Annotated in this window: 21 protein-coding genes; 8 read left to right on the top strand and 13 right to left on the bottom strand. The window is 59.1% G+C overall.

The window, feature by feature from the left end; all coding sequences use genetic code 11:
• Nucleotides 1-7: 7 nt before the first annotated feature.
• The 3 genes from PY793_RS03580 to gluQRS form a co-directional block, all read right to left on the bottom strand.
• Nucleotides 8-1,213: a pyridoxal phosphate-dependent aminotransferase gene (locus PY793_RS03580; protein ID WP_275176751.1), complete on the bottom strand. Its 1,206-nt coding sequence runs from the start codon at nt 1,211-1,213 to the stop codon at nt 8-10.
• A gap of 3 nt (nt 1,214-1,216) precedes the next feature.
• Complete coding sequence (locus PY793_RS03575) at nt 1,217-2,419, bottom strand: pyridoxal phosphate-dependent aminotransferase (protein ID WP_275176750.1); 1,203 nt, start codon at nt 2,417-2,419, stop codon at nt 1,217-1,219.
• Nucleotides 2,420-2,638: 219 nt separating this feature from the next.
• Entirely contained in the window at nt 2,639-3,595 is a 957-nt protein-coding gene (gene gluQRS, locus PY793_RS03570) for a tRNA glutamyl-Q(34) synthetase GluQRS (protein WP_275176749.1), read from the bottom strand.
• A gap of 189 nt (nt 3,596-3,784) precedes the next feature.
• On the opposite strand from gluQRS, the gene PY793_RS03565 reads away from it, so the two are divergent.
• Nucleotides 3,785-4,348 (top strand): HNH endonuclease, encoded by a 564-nt coding sequence (locus tag PY793_RS03565; protein ID WP_275176748.1) that lies wholly within the window; start codon nt 3,785-3,787, stop codon nt 4,346-4,348.
• 15 nt (nt 4,349-4,363) lie between these two features.
• On the opposite strand, the gene PY793_RS03560 is transcribed toward PY793_RS03565, so the two are convergent.
• On the bottom strand, nt 4,364-4,630 hold the full coding sequence (locus PY793_RS03560; protein ID WP_275177098.1) for a hypothetical protein: 267 nt from the start codon (nt 4,628-4,630) through the stop codon (nt 4,364-4,366).
• Nucleotides 4,631-4,816: 186 nt separating this feature from the next.
• Nucleotides 4,817-5,029: a heavy-metal-associated domain-containing protein gene (locus PY793_RS03555; protein ID WP_275176747.1), complete on the bottom strand. Its 213-nt coding sequence runs from the start codon at nt 5,027-5,029 to the stop codon at nt 4,817-4,819.
• 140 nt (nt 5,030-5,169) lie between these two features.
• Here PY793_RS03555 and PY793_RS03550 point away from each other — a divergent pair, with 140 nt between their 5' ends.
• Entirely contained in the window at nt 5,170-5,850 is a 681-nt protein-coding gene (locus PY793_RS03550) for a hypothetical protein (protein ID WP_275176746.1), read from the top strand.
• Nucleotides 5,851-5,881: 31 nt separating this feature from the next.
• On the opposite strand, the gene hpnR is transcribed toward PY793_RS03550, so the two are convergent.
• Both hpnR and ndk read right to left on the bottom strand, forming a co-directional pair.
• Entirely contained in the window at nt 5,882-7,423 is a 1,542-nt protein-coding gene (hpnR, locus tag PY793_RS03545; protein ID WP_275176745.1) for a hopanoid C-3 methylase HpnR, read from the bottom strand.
• Nucleotides 7,424-7,644: 221 nt separating this feature from the next.
• Nucleotides 7,645-8,067: a nucleoside-diphosphate kinase gene (gene ndk / locus PY793_RS03540; RefSeq protein WP_086645638.1), complete on the bottom strand. Its 423-nt coding sequence runs from the start codon at nt 8,065-8,067 to the stop codon at nt 7,645-7,647.
• Between the two features lie 139 nt (nt 8,068-8,206).
• On the opposite strand from ndk, the gene PY793_RS03535 reads away from it, so the two are divergent.
• Nucleotides 8,207-10,099 carry an ABC-F family ATP-binding cassette domain-containing protein gene (locus PY793_RS03535; protein WP_275176744.1) on the top strand — a complete coding sequence of 631 codons (1,893 nt, stop codon included), beginning with the start codon at nt 8,207-8,209 and terminating at the stop codon, nt 10,097-10,099.
• A gap of 74 nt (nt 10,100-10,173) precedes the next feature.
• Here the strand turns inward: PY793_RS03535 and PY793_RS03530 are convergent, their stop codons facing one another.
• Both PY793_RS03530 and PY793_RS03525 read right to left on the bottom strand, forming a co-directional pair.
• Nucleotides 10,174-10,569, bottom strand: a complete 396-nt coding sequence (locus PY793_RS03530; protein ID WP_275176743.1) for a hypothetical protein — start codon at nt 10,567-10,569, stop codon at nt 10,174-10,176.
• A gap of 113 nt (nt 10,570-10,682) precedes the next feature.
• Nucleotides 10,683-11,894, bottom strand: coding sequence for an MFS transporter (locus PY793_RS03525; RefSeq protein ID WP_275176742.1), 1,212 nt, complete (start codon nt 11,892-11,894; stop codon nt 10,683-10,685).
• Between the two features lie 191 nt (nt 11,895-12,085).
• On the opposite strand from PY793_RS03525, the gene PY793_RS03520 reads away from it, so the two are divergent.
• The 4 genes from PY793_RS03520 to PY793_RS03505 all read left to right on the top strand — a co-directional run bounded on the left by PY793_RS03520 (nt 12,086) and on the right by PY793_RS03505 (nt 16,525).
• The gene (locus PY793_RS03520) at nt 12,086-13,153 is read left to right on the top strand and encodes an AI-2E family transporter (protein WP_275177097.1); all 1,068 of its coding nucleotides are present in this window, start codon (nt 12,086-12,088) and stop codon (nt 13,151-13,153) included.
• An 82-nt stretch (nt 13,154-13,235) separates the two neighbouring features.
• Nucleotides 13,236-13,913 carry a winged helix-turn-helix domain-containing protein gene (locus PY793_RS03515; protein WP_166111611.1) on the top strand — a complete coding sequence of 226 codons (678 nt, stop codon included), beginning with the start codon at nt 13,236-13,238 and terminating at the stop codon, nt 13,911-13,913.
• Entirely contained in the window at nt 13,910-15,352 is a 1,443-nt protein-coding gene (locus PY793_RS03510; RefSeq protein ID WP_275176741.1) for a HAMP domain-containing sensor histidine kinase, read from the top strand. Before PY793_RS03515 ends, PY793_RS03510 begins: the two co-directional genes overlap by 4 nt.
• A gap of 441 nt (nt 15,353-15,793) precedes the next feature.
• Nucleotides 15,794-16,525, top strand: coding sequence for an SIMPL domain-containing protein (locus PY793_RS03505; protein WP_275176740.1), 732 nt, complete (start codon nt 15,794-15,796; stop codon nt 16,523-16,525).
• Between the two features lie 99 nt (nt 16,526-16,624).
• Here the strand turns inward: PY793_RS03505 and infC are convergent, their stop codons facing one another.
• The 4 genes from infC to PY793_RS03485 all read right to left on the bottom strand — a co-directional run bounded on the left by infC (nt 16,625) and on the right by PY793_RS03485 (nt 21,053).
• Complete coding sequence (gene infC, locus PY793_RS03500; protein ID WP_059024330.1) at nt 16,625-17,161, bottom strand: translation initiation factor IF-3; 537 nt, start codon at nt 17,159-17,161, stop codon at nt 16,625-16,627.
• A gap of 156 nt (nt 17,162-17,317) precedes the next feature.
• Nucleotides 17,318-19,249 carry a threonine--tRNA ligase gene (thrS, locus tag PY793_RS03495; protein WP_275176739.1) on the bottom strand — a complete coding sequence of 644 codons (1,932 nt, stop codon included), beginning with the start codon at nt 19,247-19,249 and terminating at the stop codon, nt 17,318-17,320.
• A gap of 53 nt (nt 19,250-19,302) precedes the next feature.
• A complete protein-coding gene (locus PY793_RS03490) occupies nt 19,303-20,229 on the bottom strand; it encodes a glycosyltransferase family 9 protein (protein WP_275176738.1) in 927 nt (308 codons plus the stop codon).
• Nucleotides 20,226-21,053, bottom strand: coding sequence for a tetratricopeptide repeat protein (locus PY793_RS03485; RefSeq protein ID WP_275176737.1), 828 nt, complete (start codon nt 21,051-21,053; stop codon nt 20,226-20,228). Before PY793_RS03485 ends, PY793_RS03490 begins: the two co-directional genes overlap by 4 nt.
• A 100-nt stretch (nt 21,054-21,153) precedes the next feature.
• Between PY793_RS03485 and PY793_RS03480 the strand changes: the two genes are divergently transcribed.
• Nucleotides 21,154-22,383 (top strand): glycosyltransferase family 4 protein, encoded by a 1,230-nt coding sequence (locus PY793_RS03480; RefSeq protein ID WP_275176736.1) that lies wholly within the window; start codon nt 21,154-21,156, stop codon nt 22,381-22,383.
• Nucleotides 22,384-22,411 lie beyond the last annotated feature (28 nt).

The raw sequence follows: 22,411 nt of genomic DNA, 5'->3' as shown, positions 1-22,411 counted from the left end.
CGTATTGTTATACTAATCCGCCAGCAAAGCGCGCGATACGCTGGCAGGCTTCAGCCAGAATTTCATCCGAGGTCGCACAGGACAGACGCAGATAGGGGGACTGCCCAAACGCGCTGCCGGGTACGGTTGCCACAAACTCTTCATCCAGCAGAGCTGCGGCAAAGTCATGGTCAGTCTCCAGCAGACGCCCGGCGGCTGTTGTGCGGCCAAGGCAGGCGGCAACACCGGGATAGGCGTAAAAAGCCCCTTCGGGCATGGCGCAGGTCAGGCCCGGTACCGCGCGCAGGGCCTGCACCACATTGGTGCGGCGGCGGCTATATGTGGCAACCATGGTCTGCACAAGGTCCGGCGGCCCATCCAGAGCGGCGGCGGCGGCGGCCTGCGCAATGGAGCAGACGCCCGATGTGGCGTTCCCCTGCACACCCCGCATTGCGGCAATAAGGTCGGCAGGTCCACCAGCAAACCCTACGCGCCACCCGGTCATGGCATAGGCCTTGGAAACACCATTGAGCGTAAGGGTACGGTCCTTGAGATCGGGTGCTACGGCTGCGATTGATGCCGAACGTGCCCCGCCAAACACCAGATGTTCATAAATTTCGTCCGATAAAATCCACACATCGGGATAATCGCGCAGAACGCTGGCAATGGTGGCCAGGTCTTCAGCCGGGCAGATGGCTCCGGTGGGATTGTTGGGAAAGTTCAGCACAACCCAGCGCGTGCGGGGCGTAAGAGCCTGCGCCAGTACATCTGCCCGGAGCCTGAACCCGTCTTCCTCCCGGCATGGAGCAAACACCGGCGTTGCCCCGAACATGCGTGCAATCAACGGGTAGCTGACCCAGTAGGGCGTTGGCACCACCACCTCGTCCCCCGCGTTCAGGGTCGCCATAAAGGCATTGAAGATGACCTGCTTGCCCCCGTTGGAAACCATGATCTGCTCGGCCGTATAGTCCAGCCCGTTCTCCCGCGTGAACTTGCGGGCGATGGCGACCTTGAGCGCGGGCGTGCCGTCCACAGGCGGGTATTTGGTCTGCCCGGCCAGCGCTGCCTGATGGGCGGCTTCCACCACCGCAGGCGGCGTTGCAAAATCAGGCTCGCCCAGAGCAAGCGAGATAACCGGCCTGCCCTCCGCCTTGAGGGCCCGGGCACGCCGGGCCATCTCTATTGTTGCGGGGGCAGGCAGGCCATTCAGACGCTGCGCAAAACTCCGGGACATGATTTACAGCAGACCTTCGCAAAAATTCTGGATCCGGGTGCAGGCATCCCGCAGGCTCTGCGTATCGGTTGCGTAGGAAATACGCATATACCCCGGATACATGAAGGCTGAGCCATGCACTGCGGCCACACCTTCTTCTTCCAGCAGGGCAGTTACAAAATCCTCGTCTGTTTTAAGCAGTTTTCCGACCGGGGAAGTTTTTCCAAGGCATTTTTCAATGCAGGGGAAAACATAGAACGCCCCTTGGGGAACGTCGCATTCCATGCCCTTGGCCTGGTTGATCATGCTGACCACCATGTCGCGCCGCCCCTGATAGGTATCGACCATGGTCTGGATAAAATCCTGCGGGCCGGTCAGGGCTTCCACCGCTGCTGCCTGGGCAATGGAGCAGGTGTTGGAGGTGGACTGCCCCTGCAACTTGTTCATGGCCTTGGTCAGTTCCACCGGCGCGCCGGAAAAACCGATACGCCAGCCGGTCATGGCATAGGCTTTGGACACGCCGTTCATGGTAACGGTACGGCTGCGCAGGCGGGGTTCGACTTCCACGAAGGTTGCGGGGCGAAAACCATCGTACACAAGCTTGGCGTAAATATCGTCCGTAAAAATCCACACATGCGGATGGCGCAGCAGTACATCACACAGCGGACGCAGGTCTTCGGCCGAATAGGCAACCCCGGTGGGGTTGCAGGGCGAGTTCAGGAATACCCATTTGGTGCGCGGGGTAATGGCGGCTTCCAGCTCATCGGCCTGAAGGCGAAAACCGTTTTCGCGCTTGCAGGGAACCACCACGGGCACGCCTTCGGCCAACGTCACAATATCGGGGTAGGATACCCAGCACGGCGCGGGAATAATGGCCTCATCCCCCGGGTTCAGGGTCGCCATCATGGCATTGTAGATGATCTGCTTGCCACCGGTGGAAACAATCACTTCCTCGGGCGTGTAATCCAGCCCGCTATCCAGCCTGAAGCGCTCTGCCACGGCCTTGCGCAGCTCTGGCGTACCGGCCACATCCGTATAACGGGTCTGGCCCGCAGCAATGGCCTTTACGGCGGCCTGAGCAATGTGGTCGGGTGTGTTGAAATCCGGCTCACCCGCAGAAAGGCTGATAACATTCCGCCCCTCCGCCTTCAGCGCCCGTGCACGCGTTGAGATGACGATTGTCTGGCTAGGACTGATCCTGTTCAGGCGGTCAGCAACAAGGCTCATGGTTTTCTTACTTTCCGACACAATATTTTTAGGCACCCGGCACCTGAACGGGCACAGACCCGGACAGAGGCGGCAAATGCGCTGCTCCGGTGCGCACAGTAATCCTCTTCCGGTCGGGGCGGAACCGGAGATTCCATCTGCTCTGTCTTTTTTGTTCTGCGCGGACTTTTCCCCTGTCATGCAAAAACAGGGTTCCGGGTGTTGTCACGCCTGCTGGTGCTAAACCGGGCTGCCATGGGGTATGCTCGCAAACACGGCCCTGTCCCGCACCTGCCGGGCAGTCAACCCGCTCTGGCGCATGGCGCGCACGCTCAGCGCACCATCACGCTTGGCCAGACGGCGGCCTGTGGCATCGCACAGCAGGGGGTGGAACGCATAATGCGGTACGGGCCAGCCCATAAGGGTCTGCAACAACCGGTGCAGGCTGGTAGCCGGGCGCAGGTCCTCCCCCCGTGTGACCAGTGTGACGCCCTGCGCGGCATCATCACACGTCACGCACAGATGGTAGGATGCGGGAACATCCCGCCGGGCCAGAACCACATCACCAAACAGTTCGGGCTGGCAGGGGACCGGGCCACAGGCCAGATCGTGGTACATCAGCGGCCATGCGCTCCCTGCTGCGCCACACCCTGCACCGCTCCGGGTGCTGGCCAGCGTACGGGCACATTCCATAGCGCGCGCCATATGCAGCCGCAACACGTAAGGCTGCCCCGCCTCCATGCACTGTGCCCGCGTATGGGCATCAAGCTGGCGGCAACGACCGGGGTAGAGCAGGCTGCCATCGGGGGCGGTATGGGGGGCGGAGAACATGGCTGCACTCTCGCGCGCAATATCCGAACGGGTACAGAAGCAGGGATACAGCACGCCCATATGCTCAAGAGTGTCCAGCACGGCCCGATAAACCGCCATGCGGGTGGACTGGTACAGAACAGGTCCGTCTGACACCAGCCCAAGCCAGGCCAGATCTTCTACAAGAGCGGTGGCAAAGGCAGGTTTGCAGCGCTGGGGGTCTATATCCTCCATACGGACCAGCCATTGCCCGCCACGCTGCGCCAGTTCCCACCCGAACAGGGCGGAAGCCACATGGCCCAGATGCAGCGCCCCCGTGGGGCTGGGAGCGAACCGCGTAACCCATGCTGTTTTACAATATTCATTGTACTGTAATCGAATAGTCATATTAATCTTACCAGATATATAAAACCGCCAGATATCAGTGACTATTGGCCCGCATTTTCTTGCCACGCCTCTTTGCGTCTGCAATAGTCTTGCCGGTAATTATCTCGACGACGCACTTCTGCTGGCGGTCGGCTTGAGTTGTTCTGACCCCTTCGGAGCTGTGTTCTCGTGCTGACGAGGAGACACATCTTGGCCGATGGCAGTACTCTAAACTACCCAGCCCTTGTTCTGAATGCAGACTTCCGACCACTTTCCTATTTTCCGCTTTCCCTCTGGGCATGGCAGGATGCCATAAAAGCGGTGTGTCTGGACCGGGTTTCGGTCCTGAGCGAATATGACATGGAAGTTCATTCACCCAATCAGGCTTTCCGCCTGCCCAGCGTGATTGCCCTCAAGGACTATGTGCCCGCCGCCCGCAAACCGGCTTTTACGCGCTTTAACGTGTTTTTGCGCGACAATTTTTCCTGCCAGTATTGCGGGGAACGCCACCCCACGCAGGAACTGACGTTTGACCACGTTATCCCCCGCTGCAAAGGCGGACGTACAAGCTGGGAGAATGTTGTTACCGCATGTGGCTGCTGCAACCTGCGCAAAGGCCCACACATGCCCCACCATATTGGCATGCTGCCCCGCCGCACCCCCGTACGCCCCACATCATGGGAACTTCAGGACAACGGGCGCGCTTTTCCACCCAACTACCTGCACAAAAGCTGGCACGATTATTTATACTGGGATGCGGAACTGGAAGGCTAGGCTCACCCACACGCCCTAGCGTGTGTAGGTGTAGCCGTATTCATCCGCCATTTTCTGCAGGTCCGGCGCCCCCTTCAGTTCAAGAGGGAGAGGTCTGGCCTTGGCCTCGCCCAGCACAAACCCGTTATTGCTCATGCGCTGGCAGGTATTGGCCGCCAGTGGAAAACTCAGAAACATGGGGCCTGCCATCTGCTTGTGCAGGCAGCTTATATCCGTATCCAGCATGGGCACACGCCCGATTTCGGATGAACATCCAGCCAGCAGCAAGCCACCTGCCGCCATTACCCACAGAGCAGATTTGTTTGTTTTTTGCGTCACGGACCAGCTTACCTTTGTTTTTGCCTGTCGAGCGGCGTTTGACCACCGGTTACCCCGGTGCACCCCATGGTGCCATGCCCTCCCCCCAACAACCAGAGAGCGCAGCTCACGCCCCCTTTCCGCTGACTGCATGACACGGCACAAGGCAGTTCAGCTCACCTCGTAACCAGCGCCGCGAATGGCATCCCGCAGGGAAGAAACACCAACACGTGCGGGGTCATACAATACCTTGACCTCGCCATTGGCCAGATTCACATCCGTACCTTCCACACCATCAATTGCGGCCAGCGCACGTTTTACGGACGAGACACAACCGTCGCATGTCATTCCTTCGACCATAAAGCTTGCTGTCGTCTGGCTCATTGCGTTTGCATCCTTTTTACAAAATTCCATACATGACGTTTTTACACGGTCATTCTGTTTCTTCCATAACGCAACTCCGCCTCGATGCGAAACAGTGATGTGCAGCCCATACCCGCCCCAAAGCATGATATAAGACCCCTATGCCCAACTTTGCGCCCCCTCAGCCCGCCACGGAGCCTTTATCCCCCCCCTGGCGGAACAGCTTCATACACCGGCTTATGCTGGCAACCCTGATCAGCCAGATGGAAAACCGCCTGCTGGCCGAAAACAGCGCCACACAAACGCTGGAACACTGGCTGCGCGAACACGCGCTCCTGAGCACGCAGGAAACCCTGCGCGCCGAGCGTGAAGCCGGTGCCCGCAGCACCTGCCCACCCGACCTGCTGGCAGCACTGGACCTGCCCGCAGCCCGGGGAGGACAAGCCCTGCGTTACCGCAAAATCCGGCTGGCAGGGCACAACCGCATTTATTCGGAAGCAGAAAACTGGTTTGTGCCAGAACGCCTGACAAAAACCATGACCGAAGCACTGGAACAGACCGACACGCCCTTTGGTCGTGTTGTGTCTCCCCTGCGGTTTACCCGCCAGCTCATCCGGCGCGAAACCCTGTGGTCTCCCTTGCCAGATCTGTGGGAAATGCAGCCTCATCTCCCCAACAGCACAACGGAAGCAGAACCACTGGCCCTGCCCCCGCATCTTTTCCGGCATATTGCCCTGTTACGAACCCATGCCGGCACACCGTTCAGTCTGGTAGTGGAAACCTATACGCCACAGGCATTTGCCTTTACGCCGCCCATTTTACGCCAGGCTCCGCACAGCTAAACCGCAGGGCGGGACCATGGAAAGATGCAGGTCAAGCATCTTCCCCCATACGGGTCTTGTCCACAAAGGTTTCGGTCGCATCATCCAGTGCGCGGGTTTTGCGCCCGCCGGGACCATGCACATACAGGTCGTTACGATCGATCTTGTCCACTGCATCAGGTTGCACGGGCATAAGGTAGCGCGCAGGACGCTGGTGGTCAGCAAGCTGAAGGGCAGGGTTAAAGACCGAGTTGAACTTCCACAGCATTTTAACAAAGTTGGTCTGGCCGTTCCTGAGCAGGTTCACCGCAATCCCTGCCGTATCCTTGAGCGCCTCCCAGCCCATATGCTTGGTGTTGAGCACCTGCTGGGTCTTGACCAGTTCCTCATAAAACTCGGGCAGAGGCAGTGTAGTAGGCAGCACGGCATGCTGAATATCAAACAGGCGGTAGTCACGCGTGGTCAGGCGACGTGCTTCCTTGTGCCAGATTTCCGTCCCCGGATAAGGCGTTGTGACGGAAATATTCACAATATCGGGAATTTCCAGACACCACTGCCGCACGGCCTCAAACCGTGCACGGTCCCATGATGGATCGGCAATAATGTTGATGGCCACAATCAGCCCCAGAGAACGGGCATATTCAAGGGCCTCAAAATTTTTATCGAGCGAGACACGTTTGCGGAACTGCTTGAGCCCTTCCTCATCCACCGCTTCCAGACCAATGAAGATGTAGGAGAGGCCGATCTCGCTCCAGACCTTGAACACTTCCTTGTTGCGCAGCAGCACATCTGCGCGAGTTTCAAGGTAATATTCCTTTTTGATGCCACGTTTTTTAATTTCGTTGGCAATGGCCATGCCGTGTTCTTCATGCACAAAGGCCACGTCATCCACAATAAAGATGCCGGGCTCCTTGATCTCCTCCAGTTCATCCGCAATGACCTGCGGGCTGGCCGTGCGATAGGAGCGACCATAAAAGGTCCATGCCGAGCAGAACGTGCAGTCCCACGGGCAGCCACGGGCAAATTCAATGGAGGCTGCGGGGTCCAGCGTGCCAATAAAATACTTGTTGCGGTGGCGCAGCAGGTCACGCGCGGGGCGCACCTCGTCCAGCGATTTGACAAAAATGGGGGGTGGACCTTCCCCGTCCAGTGTAACGGTGCCGGGAACTTCCAGAATATCCGTGCCGTTCTGCACCGCATCCAGCAGCAGGCCGACCGTAGCATCGCCCTCCCCTTTGAGAATGCAGTTGACCGTACCTTCGGAAAGATCAAGCACATCCTTGGCAATGAACGAAACCGAATGTCCGCCAATAAACTGGAACACCTGCGGAAAGCGGTAGCGTGTTTCGCGGCACAGATCGAGAATTTCCGGCACATTAGCCAGATAACTGCCCGAGTAGCACACGGCATCGGGCTGGAATTCGTCAACCAGCTTCCAGTAATCCTCGTGCGTTTCGGCCTGCAGGTCGATAATCCGCACGTCGTGTCCGGCATTCCGCGCAGCACCTGCCACCAGTTCCAGCCCCAACGGCTCGAGCCGCAGGAAAACCTTGGTGTACATCAGGGCACTGGGATGAACCGCCAGAACTTTCATAACATTCCTTTCTGCCTGCTGCGGGCCGGGAATGCGAACAGCATTCCGCCTTGCCCATAATGCCTGAGCATAAGACAGGATTATAGAAGGAATGCAGCCTGTTGCCCTATCCTGCTGCCGGGTATCTCCCATGCACAAGACGTCTGGCTTGGCGGTTAACCGCCATTCCGGCTACCCCGACGTATGCACAAGGCACAACGCCGGGGTGTGGCCTGCCAGAATTAGGGCAGGATTTCCGTTTCTGCAAAGAAGAAGCGGATTTCGTTTGCAGCATTTTCCGCGCTGTCAGAACCATGCACGGAGTTTGCTTCAATGCTTTCCGCAAACTGGGCGCGAATGGTCTGGGGGTCGGCCTTTTTGGGGTCGGTTGCGCCCATGACTTCACGGTTCTTGGCAACGGCGTTTTCGCCTTCAAGCACCTGCACCACAACCGGGCCGGAGATCATGAAGGATACCAGATCGTTGTAAAAAGGGCGTTCCTTGTGCACGGCGTAAAAAGCGCCAGCCACAGCGTGGGAAAGCTGGACGCGCTTTTGTGCGACAATGCTCAGGCCCGCATCTTCAAACACGGCGTTGATCTTGCCGGTCAGGTTACGACGGGTTGCATCCGGCTTGATAATGGACAGGGTACGTTCTTTAGCCATAAGGCCCTCCTTGGGTATAAACGCAGATATCCGCCTTGATCTGGCAGACGTTCAGCGTTTCCATCTAGAGCATATCGGCGCTGGCTGGTAGGTACCACACAGAATGTAATGAACAATTCCAGAAGAAACGAGATTTGCGTTGAGCCTGCTTGTCATCTCCAACCTTAGCCTGCGTATGGCTGGCCGCGTTCTGCTGGACCAGGCGAGCCTTTCCATAGACCCTGGCCGCAAGGTTGGGCTGGTCGGGCGCAATGGTGCTGGCAAGTCCACCCTGCTGGCCGCCATTGCGGGCGATATTGCCCCCGATGGGGGGGAAATCCGCCTGTCCTCACGCGCGCGCATGGCCCGTGTCAAACAGGAAGCGCCTGCGGATGGCGCCAATCTGCTGGACACCGTTCTGGCGGGGGATGTAGAGCGCACAACCCTGCTGACCGAGGCCGAACAGGCCACAGACCCCATGCGCCTTGGCGAAATACACGAACGCCTGCGCGCCATAGGGGCAGACAGCGCCCCCGCGCGCGCCGGGGCGGTGCTGGCGGGGCTGGGCTTTAGCGCTCAGGCGCAGCAGCGCCCGGTATCGGACTTTTCGGGCGGGTGGCGTATGCGTGTTTCGCTGGCCACAGCCCTTTTTCTGGAACCCGACCTGCTGCTGCTCGACGAACCCACAAACCATCTGGACCTTGAAGCCACACTCTGGCTGGAAGACTGGCTGCGCCGATTCGCAGGGGCGGCTCTTATTGTCAGCCATGACCGTGGCCTGCTCGATTCCTGCGTGGACGCCATAGCCCATCTGGAACGCGGCAAGCTGAACCTGACCCCCGGCGGTTACGAAAATTTTGTCCGAATCCGCACCGAACAGGCATTGCAGCAGACCCGGCAGGCCGAAAAAATTGCCGCGCGTCGTGCCCATATGCAGTCTTTTGTGGACCGCTTTCGTGCCAAGGCCACCAAGGCCAAGCAGGCACAGGCCCGGCTGAAGGCGCTGGAAAAACTCCCCGTAATCGACGCTGTGGTGGAAGATACCGCAGCCCATTTTGCCTTTCCCGAGCCTGAGCAGCTTCCTCCCCCCATCCTCAGCGTCAACCGCGCGAGCGTGGGGTATGATGACAAGCCTGTGCTGGACAACCTCTCCTTCCGGCTGGATATGGAAAGCCGGATTGCCCTGCTCGGCGCCAATGGCAACGGCAAATCCACCCTTGCCAAGCTGATAGCGGGCCGCCTTGGTGCTCTTTCGGGCGATGTGGAGCGCAATCCCCGGCTTCGGGTCGGGTATTTTGCCCAGCACCAGACCGAAGAACTGCATCTGGATCAAACCCCGATCGAACACATGGCGCGCGCCCTGCCCAAAGCCACCCTGCCGGTTGTACGCGCGCAGCTGGCCCGCTTCGGGCTGGATGTGGACCGGGCGGAAACCGCGGTCAAAGACCTCTCAGGCGGAGAAAAAGCCCGCCTGCTGCTGGCCCTTGCCACGCGTGACGCCCCCCAGTTGCTTATTCTGGACGAACCCACCAACCATCTGGACCTCGATGCGCGTGATGCGCTGATCCGCGCGCTGGCGGATTTTGAAGGAGCGGTCGTGCTGATCAGTCATGACCCGCATCTGGTGGAACTGGTGGCAGACCGGCTGTGGCTGGTAGCAGATGGGCAGGTTACCCCGTTTGAAGGGGATATGGCCGAATACCGCACATGGCTACTGGAGCGCAGCCGCGCCACCAGCCGCCCCAAACAGGACACCCCAGGCCAGAACAGCCGCAAGGATGAACGCCGTGACCGGGCCGAAATCCGCAAGGCGCAGGCTCCCTTGCGTAAAATCGTCAAGGATGCGGAAGCCAGACTGGCCAGACTGGCCCTTGAGCGCACAAAGCTGGAAGCCGCGCTGGCGGACCCCGCTCTGTACGAACAGGGCAAGGCGGCAGAAGTCACCCGCTTGAACACCCGGCTGGCTGCCATAGCCAGAGAGGAATCCGAAGCAGAGGAACACTGGCTGGCCGCCGAAGCCCAAATGGAGGAGGACACCGCCAGCACCCCGTAAGCGCCCATTCCGCGCCCAAGCCCCGCCCCCTCTGACCCGGCTGAAGGGAGGCCGGGTCGTAAACGGTCTGGTCTTCAGGCTATTATGGACGTTGTGGAGGAGGTGTAATGCGCGTCATTCTCCTCAAGCACCTTGCGAAGAGATTTAAGCGATTCAATATTCTGCTGGACGTTGAAGATGCCGTTTTTTTCCTGATACTCCAGCATCGCATCAATCATGGAATACATGTTGGTTGAGCCACTCACAAGCTTTCCACCATTCACGCCTTCCAGAGCAAAGCCATCCATCAAAGCCATTGTCACACTTTGATGAAGCGAAATTTTGCCTTCCCGCCCCAACTCCCGCCGTGCGGATTCCATTTCCTGCGGCGTCATGTTGCTGAAATCCAGACCGAGCGATTTCCGGCCCTGCCTTTGCAGGGCCATACTCGCAGGAGTGTTCAGTATCTGGTAGGGACTACTGATTTCCATACTCACACACCTTCATTACTGATCCGTTCTTGCCAAACCCACGCTGTAACGGCGCTGTGCGCCCTCCGGGCTGCAAATCGGCCCTTATGCGCACACAGGCTCCATGCCACGGCTTACGCCGCACTACTCTCGGCCTGTGCTGTTTTTATGGCATCCAGCGTTTCCACCCGCAAGGATAGCAGAAAAAGCACAAGCCCCACGAGCGAAAGCACCATACCAGCCCAGCCTGTAGCTTCCAGCCCAAACCCCACAGCCAGCACCACCCCGCCCAGCCACGCCCCAATGGCGTTGGCGAGGTTGAAGGCCGCATGGTTCATGGAAGCAGCAAGGGTTTGCGCATCCGCGGCTACATCCATCAGACGGACCTGCATGGCCGGACCAAGGGCAATACCGCCGCCAAGCATAAAAACGGCCAGCGCCGTCAGCCAGGCAGAATGTGCAACCAGCGCAAACAGGCCCAGTGCGGCTGCATTCCACAAAAACGCAAAAATGGTCGCCCACTTCAGGTTCCTGTCCATCAGATGACCACCAGCCCAGGCACCTACGCACATACCCACACCCCAGAGCGCCTGAAAAAGCGGCACCCCCCAGAGTGGCACATGGGTCACATCCTGCAACGTTACGGAAAAATAGGTGTACACGCAGAACATGCCACCACACCCCACCGCCACAGTGCCCATGACGTACCAGACCTGCTTGCGCGAAAACGCTCCAAGTTCCGACAAGGCCGAGCGCGCCCGGTTGGGCGCATCATAAGGCACCCATGCCAGCACCATAAGGCAGCACGCAACGCCAATAAGGCCGATAAACAGATAGGACAGCCGCCACCCAAAATAAGACCCGGCATAGGTCGCAAAGGGAGCACCCACCACATTGGCAATGGTCAGGCCCGAAAATACACGCCCCACAGCCCGCCCACGGTAACCACGGTCCACCAGCCCTGCGGCAACCAGTGCCGCAACCCCCATAAAGGAGCCATGCGGCAACCCGGTTACAAAGCGTGCCAGATCAAGCATACCTAGCGAGGCGGCCAACGTGCCCAGCGCATTGGCCACGGCAAACCAGCCCATCAGCAGCACCAGCAACTGCCTGCGCGACATCTGCGCCGCCATGACCGACACAACAGGAGCCCCCACCACAACCCCCAGAGCATAGGCCGAAATAGCCTCCCCCGTGCGTGGAATACTGGCATGCATGCTGTCCGCCATCTGGGGCAGCAGCCCCATTGCCGCAAACTCTCCCGTGCCGATGGCAAACGTGCCCACCGCCAGAGCGAGAATGGCTTTGGAGGCAGTCGCCAGCCCCCCGTCGTTCCCGCCAGACATGTCCGTTTATGCTCCTGCAATTATCTAAAGAAATTTCTTCTCACATCCGTGCATGAATGGATAAGATTACACAAAAAAGTAAGACATCATGTGCTTACAGATTAACGACACGGACAGCCGTTACACAGCCTCCCCCGATCCTGAAAGAATTTTCTTGCATGCCATCCGACAGCGGTTCCCCTCCTTTACCCATGCCACAACCGGACTCGCCTCTATTTGGTCCCGAACACATTGCCCGTATTCTGCGCCTGTCCATAGGCACTGTGTGCATTGGCCTGCTCATATGGCTTCTGGGTGATGTACTTATGGTGGTGTTTGCCTCCGTATTATGTGCGGTGGTACTGTATGGGCTCGCCCGCATCCTGCGCCGCCACCTTGGCGTGTCGCACGCATGGGCGCTGACCATTGTGGTGCTGGCCCTGCTGGCCAGCGCGGCTCTGCTGGTCTGGAACAGTGGCCCCGCCATTGTCAGCGAAGTGATCCGCCTGCAAGAAGCCCTGCGCCAGCAGGAAATGGCCTTGCGGGACACCCTGCAGAGCACCCCCACCGGGCAGATGATCCTGAACTATCTACCCGCCTCCCTTGGAGGCCGTCATACCGGGGGTGATAGCGGTCTGGCCTCCCTTGGCTCACGCATTGCCGGATCCATGACCGGCATACTGGGTTCCGCCTTTGGCGCCATTGGCACGCTGATTGTGGTGCTGATTGCCGGGCTGTATTTTGCCATGTCTCCCGCCACTTACGCCAACGGTCTGCTGCGGCTGGTGCCAGAAGAACGCCGCCCGATCATCCGGCAGTTGCTGCTGCGGGCGGGGCAGACCCTGTGGGCATGGGTTGCAGGCCAGTCCCTGGACATGCTGGTGGTTGGCACGCTCTCGGGTATCGGACTGTGGTTTATTGGTGTGCCTTTGGCGCTGGCGCTGGGTGTGCTGGCGGGAATGTGTAATTTTATCCCCTATATTGGTGCCATTATGGGAGCGGTGCCTGCCCTGCTGCTCGCTCTCTCCCTTGGTACGCGTGAGACCATTATGGTGGCAGTGCTGTATGGCGTGATCCAGTTTTTTGAAGGCAACGTGCTTGCCCCCGTTATCCAGCGCCACGCAGTGCAGATGCCACCAGCCCTTACCGTGCTGTCCCAGACCCTGTTTGGCGCCATTCTGGGCTTTCCGGGGTTGATTTTTGCATCTCCCCTGACAGCGGTTCTGCTGGCAATGCTCGATTCTCTTACAAAACCCCTAGCCGAGACAGACCGTATATGAAACATTCCCGCACTAGCCCGTGACAGGAACATATATTTCCTGTAAGAATTTGGTAATCCGTTTGGGTAATTGGGGTCTGTCTATGCGTGTTCTTCTAATAGAAGATGATCAAACGGTCCGTAACTTTGTTGCCAAGGGCCTGTCCGAAGCCGGTCATCTGGTAGAACAGGCCGCAGACGGCAAGCAGGGCCTTGCCCTTGCCTGTCAGGATAAATTCGATGTCATTATCCTCGACCGTATGCTCCCTGGCGGGGTAGAGGGTCTCCATATTCTGGAAACCCTGCGCCGCGAAGGCAACCTGACCCCCGTTCTCCTGCTGTCCGCTCTGGCAGATGTAGACGAAAAAGTGGCCGGGCTTAAAGCGGGCGGAGATGACTACGTAAGCAAGCCCTTCTCTTTTTCCGAGCTACAGGCCCGGCTGGAAGCCCTTGTGCGCCGTAACCGCAACGAGGCACAACCCCTGACCAAACTGAGTGTGGGTGACCTGGAAATAGACCTGCTCTCCCGCGCTGTCCGTCGGGGTGGGCAGAAAATAGACCTGCAACCGCGTGAGTTCCGTCTTCTGGAATTTTTAATGCGCCATACCGGGCAGGTCGTCACCCGCACCATGCTGCTGGAAGGCGTGTGGGACTACCATTTTGACCCGCAGACCAATGTCATTGACGTCCATATCTCCCGCCTGCGCCAGAAAATAGACAAACCTTTTGAGCACGCGCTGGTGCATACGGTACGCAATGCCGGATACATGCTGCAAGAATGACCGGGCCTGCGCGATTTATGCAGACTATTTTACGCAAGGTCCGCATACAATCCGTCAGCCTGCGTTTTGGGCTTGTTTACAGCGTTCTGTTTATCAGCTCCGCCATACTGTTCCTGTCGTTTGTATGGTGGGGCACCATTGGCCTGCTGGAACAGCGCGTTCGCCGCTCCATTGCGCTTGATGCCCATGCCCTCCTTACTGAATGGCAGCGTGACGGCATTCTGGGGCTGGAAAACCTGATCAACAACCGTCTGGCGCAGGATATAGATGACAATGCCCTGTACCTGCTGAGCGCGCCGGACGGCAAACTTCTGGCTGGCAATCTGGCCCGCTGGCCCGTACAGCTTGATCCCTCCCTGATCTGGCAAACCCTGCCCGTGCTCCGTGACGGCCAGCTTGATCTTGCACAGATCCGCGTGTGGACACTGCAAGGCAATTACCTTCTGCTGATCGGGCGCGATATTAGTGAGCGCACCCAGATCCAGCGGATGCTTACGGACACCATGCTCTGGACATGCCTTATGATCGGGCTGCTGGCCATTGGCGGGGGCTGGGTTGTGCGCGTGCTGTTCCGGCGGATCATCCACTCCATCAACCGCACAACCCTGGCCATTACACAGGGCGATATGTCCCGCCGTATTCCCGTATCCGGCATGGGGGACGAACTCGATGATGTGGCCTTGACCATCAACCAGATGCTCGACCGCATTACCCGACTGATGGATGGGGTCAAGCAGGTTTCCAACTCCATTGCGCACGATCTGCGGACCCCCATTGCCCGTGCCCGTGCGGAACTGGAGGATGCCTCCCGCTCCGCCAAAAGCGAACCGGCCCTGCGCGCCGCCATTGACAAGGCTGCGGTCAATCTGGACAACGTGACCGGCATTTGCGAAGCCCTGCTGCGCATTGCCCAGATTGAATCGGGCACCCGCCGCTCGGCCTTTGCCATATTCGATCTGGCTACCATCTTGCGTGATATTACGGAATTATATGAAGCCGTGGCAGATGAGCATGATCTGAAGCTGCTGAGAGACTTCCCCTTCCACCTGCCATTCTGGGGTGATCAGGCCATGTTCCAGCAGGCTTTGGCCAATATTCTGGACAACGCCATCAAATTCTCCCCCTCGCAAGGGGTCATAAGCCTGAGTGCACACCACATTCCCCCCACGTCCTCTGCCGAACACTCACAGACAGGCAGCATCCGCATTACGGTTGCGGACAAAGGGATTGGCATGAATGACGCAGACCTTGCCCGCGCATCGGAACGCTTCTTTCGGGCCGAGCGGGCACGCCACACCCCCGGTTCAGGGCTGGGGCTGGCTCTTGTGCAGGCCATTGTGGAGTTGCATGGTGGCATATTGCGCTTATCGCACAACAATCCGGGCCTCGCCGTGACTATAGATGTGCCCGCAATATATGATTGCCCTGATAAACTTTAAAATACCTGTAATATTACAATGATGACCTAAATCTATTAACGTTAATAGATCGTTTTTTGTGGATAGTTTTGTTGAAATAACATGCAATTGCGTCTCTTAGTATTCCATGAACTTCCGCTCACCCCTTGTTCTGGCTCTGGCGTGCGTTATCACGGGTGGTGCTGTCACACTTGCCAGTAATGCGCATCTGCCAATATCCGCACCTTTTGACTGGGATTTGTTTCCCTCCACCGGATTATCTCCCCCTATTGTCGTCACATCCGACAGCCTTTCCTTCTGCCTTGAACTTGCCCATTTAATAGACTCATATTCAGCCACAAAGTCCTCCGTCTCCGTTTCCAAATTAAAAATGGAAGGCGTGAATCTTTGCAAAAGCGGGCATGTCCGCCCCGGACTGGTGCGGTTGCGCCGCGCCTTATTAAACGCAGAAGGAGCACCATCGTGACTCTCCTCCCATCTTTCAAACCCATGGGTTTTCTTGCTCTGGCTTCGGGTGTGGCCATGCTGGCCCACACGCTCCCTGCCCACGCCCAGGACAGCGCCAAGCCTTATACCCGGCTGGAAATCCACACCACGGGTATCACAGAAGCCGCACCAGACAAGCTGAGTGCGCGCTTCAGGGCGGAAAGCCAGAACAAAAATGCTGCCTCCGCCCAAGGGGATGTAAACGCCGTGGTAAAAAAAGCCACGGATGAAGCAGCCAAAAATACCGACATCAAAGCCGCAGTGCTCCAGTATTCCGTTTACGAAACACGGCCCGAAAAAGCCCGCCCATACTGGACCGCCAGCCAGACTCTGAGCTTTTCCGCCACGGATGGTAAAAGCCTTTTACCTCTGGCCGGACAGTTGCAGGCTCAGGGGCTTATTCTGGAAGGGCTGGACTGGTCACTCTCGGACGAAAAACGTCAGAGTCTGTTCCTGGAATCCGAGAAAAAAGCCATAGCGGAACTAAAAAAACAGGCCGACACACTCGCCCAATCCCTTGGCCTCCACGTGGCCCGGTTTGCGCAGATCAGTGTCTCTGACCAAAAATATCCCCGTCCCATGCCGATCATGCTCCGTGCCGCTGTTGCTGGCGCTGCAAACGATTCGATCGGTTCCAGCCCGTCCAGTACGGCAGAGGCCCAGACCGTACGCGCCGACCTGCGGGCAACCGTACTTCTGGAACCCTGAAGCACAGCTTTGGGGGTGCATGACCAATAATCAGCCATAAAAAAACCGCCCGAGGCTTAGCCCCGGGCGGTTTTTTAGCCAGTCCAGACAGAAAAAAGCTTAGCGCGGCGCCAGCACCATAATCATCTGGCGGTTTTCAAGACGGGGCATCTGCTCCACCTTGGCCAGTTCATCAATTTCTGTCCGAATCCGTTCCAGAACCTTGATCCCCAGTTCCTGATGCGCCATTTCGCGCCCACGGAAACGCAGTGTGACCTTGACCTTATCCCCGTCGCCAATAAAGCTTTTCACAGAGCGCATCTTAACCTGGTAGTCATTTTCGTCGATATTCGGACGAACCTTGACTTCCTTGATTTCGATAACTTTCTGTTTTTTCTTGGCTTCGTTGCGCTTTTTCTGCTGCTCGTACTTGAACTTGCCGTAGTCGAGAATTTTTACAACCGGCGGCTCAGCATTGGGGCTTATTTCCAGCAGGTCCAGCCCAACGCCATAGGCACGGGCAAGCGCATCACGCACGGACATAACGCCCGCCATTTCGCCTGTTTCATCAATCAGGCGAACCTGCGGCACACGAATTTCTTCATTCACACGCGGCCCTTCTTTGCTGGGCGCCGCGGGGTAAGGGGATCTGACTATGGTCGGCTCCTGTAATGCATTTCAAAAACAAACAGAGGCACCGTTACACCGGTGCTCCGCCTGCTATGAGTATGTGCGCAATTCTCCGCTGTTTATCAAGCGGTCCATGCAATAAATCAGGGGCATTGCAGCATTGCCACAACAACCCTGCCCTCCTCACGCCTTTCTGCGCAGATCGGGGGGGGTGGCTTCGTGGCTGAGTGCAGCAATGACCTGATCCAGCGTTAGCACCTCCTGCGCCTGCGAGCCAAGGCGGCGCATGGCCACGGTGCCTTCCTCTGCCTCGCGGCGGCCAACGACCAGTATAACCGGCACGCGGCCTACACTATGCTCGCGTACTTTGGCATTGATCTTGTCATTGCGGACATCGGCTTCCGCCACCAGACCGGCATTGCGCAGAGCCGCGGCAACGTCCTGTGCATAGGGTGCGGCGTCACTGACAATGGAGGCCACAACCACCTGAACGGGTGCGAGCCACAGCGGAAAACGCCCTGCGTGCTGTTCGATCAGAATCCCGAGGAAGCGCTCGAACGAGCCCAGAATGGCACGGTGGAGCATAACAGGGCGATGCTTGGCCGAGTCCTCGCCCACATAACTGGCATCCAGCCGTTCGGGCAGAACAAGATCCACCTGCAAGGTGCCGCACTGCCAGTCGCGGCCAATGGCGTCACGCAGCACGAATTCGAGCTTGGGGCCGTAGAACGCCCCCTCACCCGGATTATATTCGTAATCAACCCCCGCAACGGTGCAGGCTTCCCTGAGTGCGGCTTCGGCCTTGTCCCACACCGCTTCGCTGCCTGCGCGCTGTTCGGGGCGGTCGGCAAATTTGACGCGTACGTGTTCAAACCCGAGGTCCTGGTACACTTCGTGCAGCATCTGCACAAACTGCACGGTTTCGGCCGCAATCTGGTCTTCGGTGCAGAAAATATGCGCATCATCCTGCGTAAAACCACGCACGCGCATCAGGCCATGCAGTGCGCCTGAGGGCTCATACCGATGGCAGGCCCCAAACTCGGCCATGCGGAGCGGCAGCTCACGGTAGGAGCGCAGTCCGTGGCGGAAAATCTGCACATGGCACGGGCAGTTCATGGGTTTGAGGGCGAGGGTTTTATCCTCATCCTCCACCGTGGCAACAAACATGTGATGGCGGTATTTGTCCCAGTGGCCCGATGCCTCCCACAGGCCGCGGTCCACAAGCTGGGGGGTGCGCACTTCCTGATAGCCGTGGCGGGTCTGCGCCCTGCGCATGTAGTCCTGCAGCACGGAATAAACGCGCCAGCCCTTGGCGTGCCAGAAGACCTGACCCACTGCTTCTTCCTGAAAGTGGAACAGACCCATCTCCCGCCCGATGCGGCGGTGGTCACGCTTTTCGGCCTCTTCAAGCTGGAGCAGGTAGGCGTCGAGTTCTTTCTGGTCGCGCCATGCGGTGCCGTACACGCGGGTCAGCATGGGGTTGCGATGATCTCCACGCCAGTAAGCGCCAGCTACCTTCATCAGTTTAAAGGCGGTTCCCACATCTCTGGTGGTGCGCAGGTGGGGGCCACGGCACAGGTCCAGCCACTGGCCCTGCCGGTAGATGGAAATATCTTCCGTTTCCGGCAGGTCGCGGATCAGCTCGCCCTTGAACGATTCGCCACGTTCTTCAAAAAATGCAATGGCGGCATCACGCGGCCAGACCTCGCGCTCGAACGGCTCGGCTCTTGCCACGATTTCCTTCATTCTGGCTTCGATGGCGGCAAAATCTTCGGGGGTGAAGGGCTCTGCGCGGAAAAAGTCGTAGTAGAACCCGTGTTCAATGGACGGGCCGATGGTAACCTGCGTACCGGGGAACAGCTCCTGCACGGCCTCAGCCAGCACATGGGCGGCATCGTGGCGGATCAGTTCGAGCGCTTCGGGGTCTTTTCTGGTAATAAACCGGACCTTGGCATCGGCTTTTATGGTCTGACGAATATCGCTTAGCTGGCCGTCCACTTCCATGGCCAAAGCGGCCTTGGCCAGTCCTGCACCAATGGACTCCGCCACCGTAGTGCCCGTAACTGGCCCGTCAAAACTGCGAACAGAACCGTCGGGCAGGGTGATAGCGGGCATGGGTGCAAGCTCCAAAAAATAAAAAGAATAAAACCAAACAGTGTTTAATGGCGCTACCAGAGCGCGGCTGCAACCCTCTGAACTGAAAGGACTGCAAGATCACGCGCCCATAACACACCTACCTGCCCCGGCGCATACCCCAAAGGGGCCGTGCGCGCAGGCGTACTCTCGCGCGAAAACAGGACAAGGCAGCGGCATCCAACCTCGGCCGCCAGATGCATGGGACCGGTATCATTCCCCACAGCACCCCATGCCCGCGCGGCAAGGCCCGCCAGATCGGGCAGGCTGGTCTGACCTGTCAGGTCCAGCGCCTGCGGGCAGCACTGCAGAATTTGTGCCGCCAGCGGCTGTTCCCCCGCACTCCCGACCACAACAGGGGTTATGCCCCGCGCCACCATTTCGGCCGCCAGCTGACCGTAATACCCGGCGGGCCAGCGTTTGGCGGGGCGATGGGGGGCCGCACCGGGCACAAGCAGGGCATAGGGCCGGGGCAGATGCGGCCCACCTTCCACCAGCCAGCCAAGGTCCGGCCGGTCCACCGGGGCAACACCTGCCATACGCAACTGGTCGCGCTGGCGGGGGCGGGTGTGCATGATGTCACGCCACGGATTGGCATGGAGCAAGGCAGAACACCCCGCATGCCCGGACCACACCGGCCGCCCCGCCAGCCAGAAGTACCGCGCCGTGCGTCCCGATGTCTGCAAATCATAAACCCGGTCATACCCACGCAACTGCCGCCTTAAGGTGCACAGTCCAGCGAAGTCGGTCCAGCGGGGGCGATGGTCTACCTCCACATGGTCAAACCATGGAGCAAGGCGGGCCAGCTCCACAAAGGGGCGGGTGGTCAGCAGGGTTATGCGGGCATTGGGGTGGGCGCGCCTGATGGCTTCGAACGGGCCAAAACTCTGCACAAAATCCCCCAGCGCGCTCAACCGGATAACCAGAATGCGCTGTGCCTCCAGCCCCTGCCCGCTGCTCATGGAGAATCGGGGTCTGCCGCCATAACGGCCAGGTCCTGACGGGCCAGATCGGCCTCATGACCGTCCGGGGAGAGGTCCAGCACTTTCTGCCAGTCCTGCTGGGCGCCGGTGGCATCACCCTTCCACTCGCGGATAATCCCGCGCTCCAGCAGGGCTGCGGCACTGTCTGGCGCAACCACCAGAGCATGGGCCACATGCTGCATGGCCAGATCAAGCCGCCCCATCTTGCGCTCGGCCTCAGCCAGCAGAACATAGGCTTCGGGCCTGGCTCCGGGCTGGCGTGTTATCAGGGCGGTGAGTTCCTGCTCCGCCAGATCGGCCCGGTTCTGGGCCAGCACACTGCGCGCCCGGGCAATTTGCAAGGACTGGTCATGTGGCTGGGCGAGCAGCCCGAAATCCGCACTGGCCTGTGCCCTGCCCGGATCACCGGCGGCCAGCCATGCCTCGGCGGCCTCATCCTCCAGAGTGGCACGCAGGGCCGGAGGAGGCACATCCCCCTTGGGCGCGTTCTGGTGGGCCAGTTCATCCAGCTCGCGCGCGGATTGGTCCTCATCCCCCGCTTCAAGCAAGGCCAGGGCATGGCAGTGCCGGGCATCGCGCCCGCCACCATGGTGCTGCCAGTCCAGCGCATAATCCCGCGCGCCGTAGGGGTCATCACCGATCATGGCCATGCAGACGGTCACGGACCAGACCTGCTTTTTATCCCCCGCCGCCTGCGGCGTGCGGGCCAGTGCGACATCTTCAAACGAAGATGCTCCCGCCAGAACAACAGCGCCAGCCAGCATGCAGGGCAGGGACCGACGCGCAGAGAAAACTGCTTTCATAGAGCATCCATAGCAAACTCTGGCCCATACTGGTCAAGCACGGAGCCTTGTGCGGTCAGAATATGGCACCTTTGCCCCGGTGCGTGATAATAGGAGCACCATGGCCAGTTTTCTAAGCTCTCCTGTTATTTTGCAAATTCTTCCCGCCCTGCAACAAGGCGGTGTTGAACGTGGCACTCTGGAAATGGCGCAGGCCATTACTCAGGCAGGAGGCAAGGCACTCGTCGCCAGCAGCGGAGGACGCCTTGTGCCCATGCTGCGGAGTCTGGGGGCGGAGCATATTACCCTCCCCGAATGTGGCAGCCGCAACCCCGCTCATGTCTGGCGGAATGCCCGTCTGCTGGCCCGCATACTGGGCCAGCACAATGTGGCTCTGGTACATGCCCGCTCCCGCATTCCCGCCTGGACGGCCAGAATGGCGTGCTGGCGCACCCACACCGCGTTTGTCACTACCTGGCATGGCGTGCATGCCCACACCATGCCGGGCAAAAAACTGTATAACTCCGTGCTGGCCAGCGGGGACCGGGTTATTGCCATAAGCGCACATATCGGGCAGATGCTCCACAAGGACTACAATGTGCCCCCCACCCGCCTGCGGGTTATTCCACGCGGGGCGGATATCGCTCAGTTCAGCCCCCATGCGGTCAGCGGGCAGCGCATGCACCAACTGGCCGAGCAATGGAACATTCCTACAGGTTCGGCCATTATTCTCATGCCCGGCAGACTGACCGCCTGGAAAGGGCAGACCCTTGTGCTACAAGCGCTGGCGCAACTGGAAGCCGGGTTACCCGACCAGCCTTGGCACTGCGTGTTTGCCGGGTCCGACAAGGCAGACGGACGCTACGTGCAGGAGCTGACCCAACTGGCCAGCAGTCTGGGGCTGGATAACAGAATCCGCTTTGCCGGACACTGCGAGGACATGCCCGCCGCCATGGCGCTGGCGAGCATGGTGCTTGTGCCTTCCCTTCGCCCCGAACCGTTTGGCCGTGTTGTGGTGGAAGCGCAGGCCATGTGCCGCCCGGTTATTGTCTCCCATCACGGTGCGGCGGTGGAAACGGTGGATAATGGTGTCACCGGCCTGTCCGTCCCTCCCAACGATGTGGAGGCACTGGCCGATGCCATGCTGGCCTTACTCAGCGCCCCGGCCGCATCACTTACCCATATGGGCAGGGCTGCCCGGCAGGCCGTTCTGGCACACTACACGACCGAGGCCATGCAGCACGCGACACTGGGAGTGTATGACGAGTTACTGGGCACCCGGCTGGCCCCTGCCTTCCTCCACACCAAAAATGAGGCCGCCCCCTTTCAGAACCACGGTCTTGCGGGGTAAGACACACTCTTCCTTCCTCCACCCACAG

This window comes from Acetobacter fabarum (genome assembly GCF_029069195.1).
Classification (GTDB): Bacteria; Pseudomonadota; Alphaproteobacteria; order Acetobacterales; family Acetobacteraceae; genus Acetobacter; species Acetobacter fabarum_A.
Note: the sequence above shows the minus strand (reverse complement) of the source record. Positions and strands in the feature narration are given on the sequence as shown.

Coding starts and splice junctions, on each gene's coding strand:
- PY793_RS03485 (WP_275176737.1), bottom strand. CDS start 21,053: ATGAAAGCAGTTTTCTCTGCGCGTCGGTCCCTGCCCTGCATGCTGGCT.
- PY793_RS03550 (WP_275176746.1), top strand. CDS start 5,170: ATGCCCAACTTTGCGCCCCCTCAGCCCGCCACGGAGCCTTTATCCCCC.
- thrS (WP_275176739.1), bottom strand. CDS start 19,249: ATGCCCGCTATCACCCTGCCCGACGGTTCTGTTCGCAGTTTTGACGGG.
- PY793_RS03555 (WP_275176747.1), bottom strand. CDS start 5,029: ATGAGCCAGACGACAGCAAGCTTTATGGTCGAAGGAATGACATGCGAC.
- PY793_RS03490 (WP_275176738.1), bottom strand. CDS start 20,229: ATGAGCAGCGGGCAGGGGCTGGAGGCACAGCGCATTCTGGTTATCCGG.
- PY793_RS03510 (WP_275176741.1), top strand. CDS start 13,910: ATGACCGGGCCTGCGCGATTTATGCAGACTATTTTACGCAAGGTCCGC.
- gluQRS (WP_275176749.1), bottom strand. CDS start 3,595: ATGACTATTCGATTACAGTACAATGAATATTGTAAAACAGCATGGGTT.
- PY793_RS03560 (WP_275177098.1), bottom strand. CDS start 4,630: ATGGCGGCAGGTGGCTTGCTGCTGGCTGGATGTTCATCCGAAATCGGG.
- PY793_RS03525 (WP_275176742.1), bottom strand. CDS start 11,894: ATGTCTGGCGGGAACGACGGGGGGCTGGCGACTGCCTCCAAAGCCATT.
- PY793_RS03515 (WP_166111611.1), top strand. CDS start 13,236: ATGCGTGTTCTTCTAATAGAAGATGATCAAACGGTCCGTAACTTTGTT.
- PY793_RS03580 (WP_275176751.1), bottom strand. CDS start 1,213: ATGTCCCGGAGTTTTGCGCAGCGTCTGAATGGCCTGCCTGCCCCCGCA.
- ndk (WP_086645638.1), bottom strand. CDS start 8,067: ATGGCTAAAGAACGTACCCTGTCCATTATCAAGCCGGATGCAACCCGT.
- PY793_RS03520 (WP_275177097.1), top strand. CDS start 12,086: ATGCCACAACCGGACTCGCCTCTATTTGGTCCCGAACACATTGCCCGT.
- PY793_RS03480 (WP_275176736.1), top strand. CDS start 21,154: ATGGCCAGTTTTCTAAGCTCTCCTGTTATTTTGCAAATTCTTCCCGCC.
- PY793_RS03530 (WP_275176743.1), bottom strand. CDS start 10,569: ATGGAAATCAGTAGTCCCTACCAGATACTGAACACTCCTGCGAGTATG.
- hpnR (WP_275176745.1), bottom strand. CDS start 7,423: ATGAAAGTTCTGGCGGTTCATCCCAGTGCCCTGATGTACACCAAGGTT.
- PY793_RS03575 (WP_275176750.1), bottom strand. CDS start 2,419: ATGAGCCTTGTTGCTGACCGCCTGAACAGGATCAGTCCTAGCCAGACA.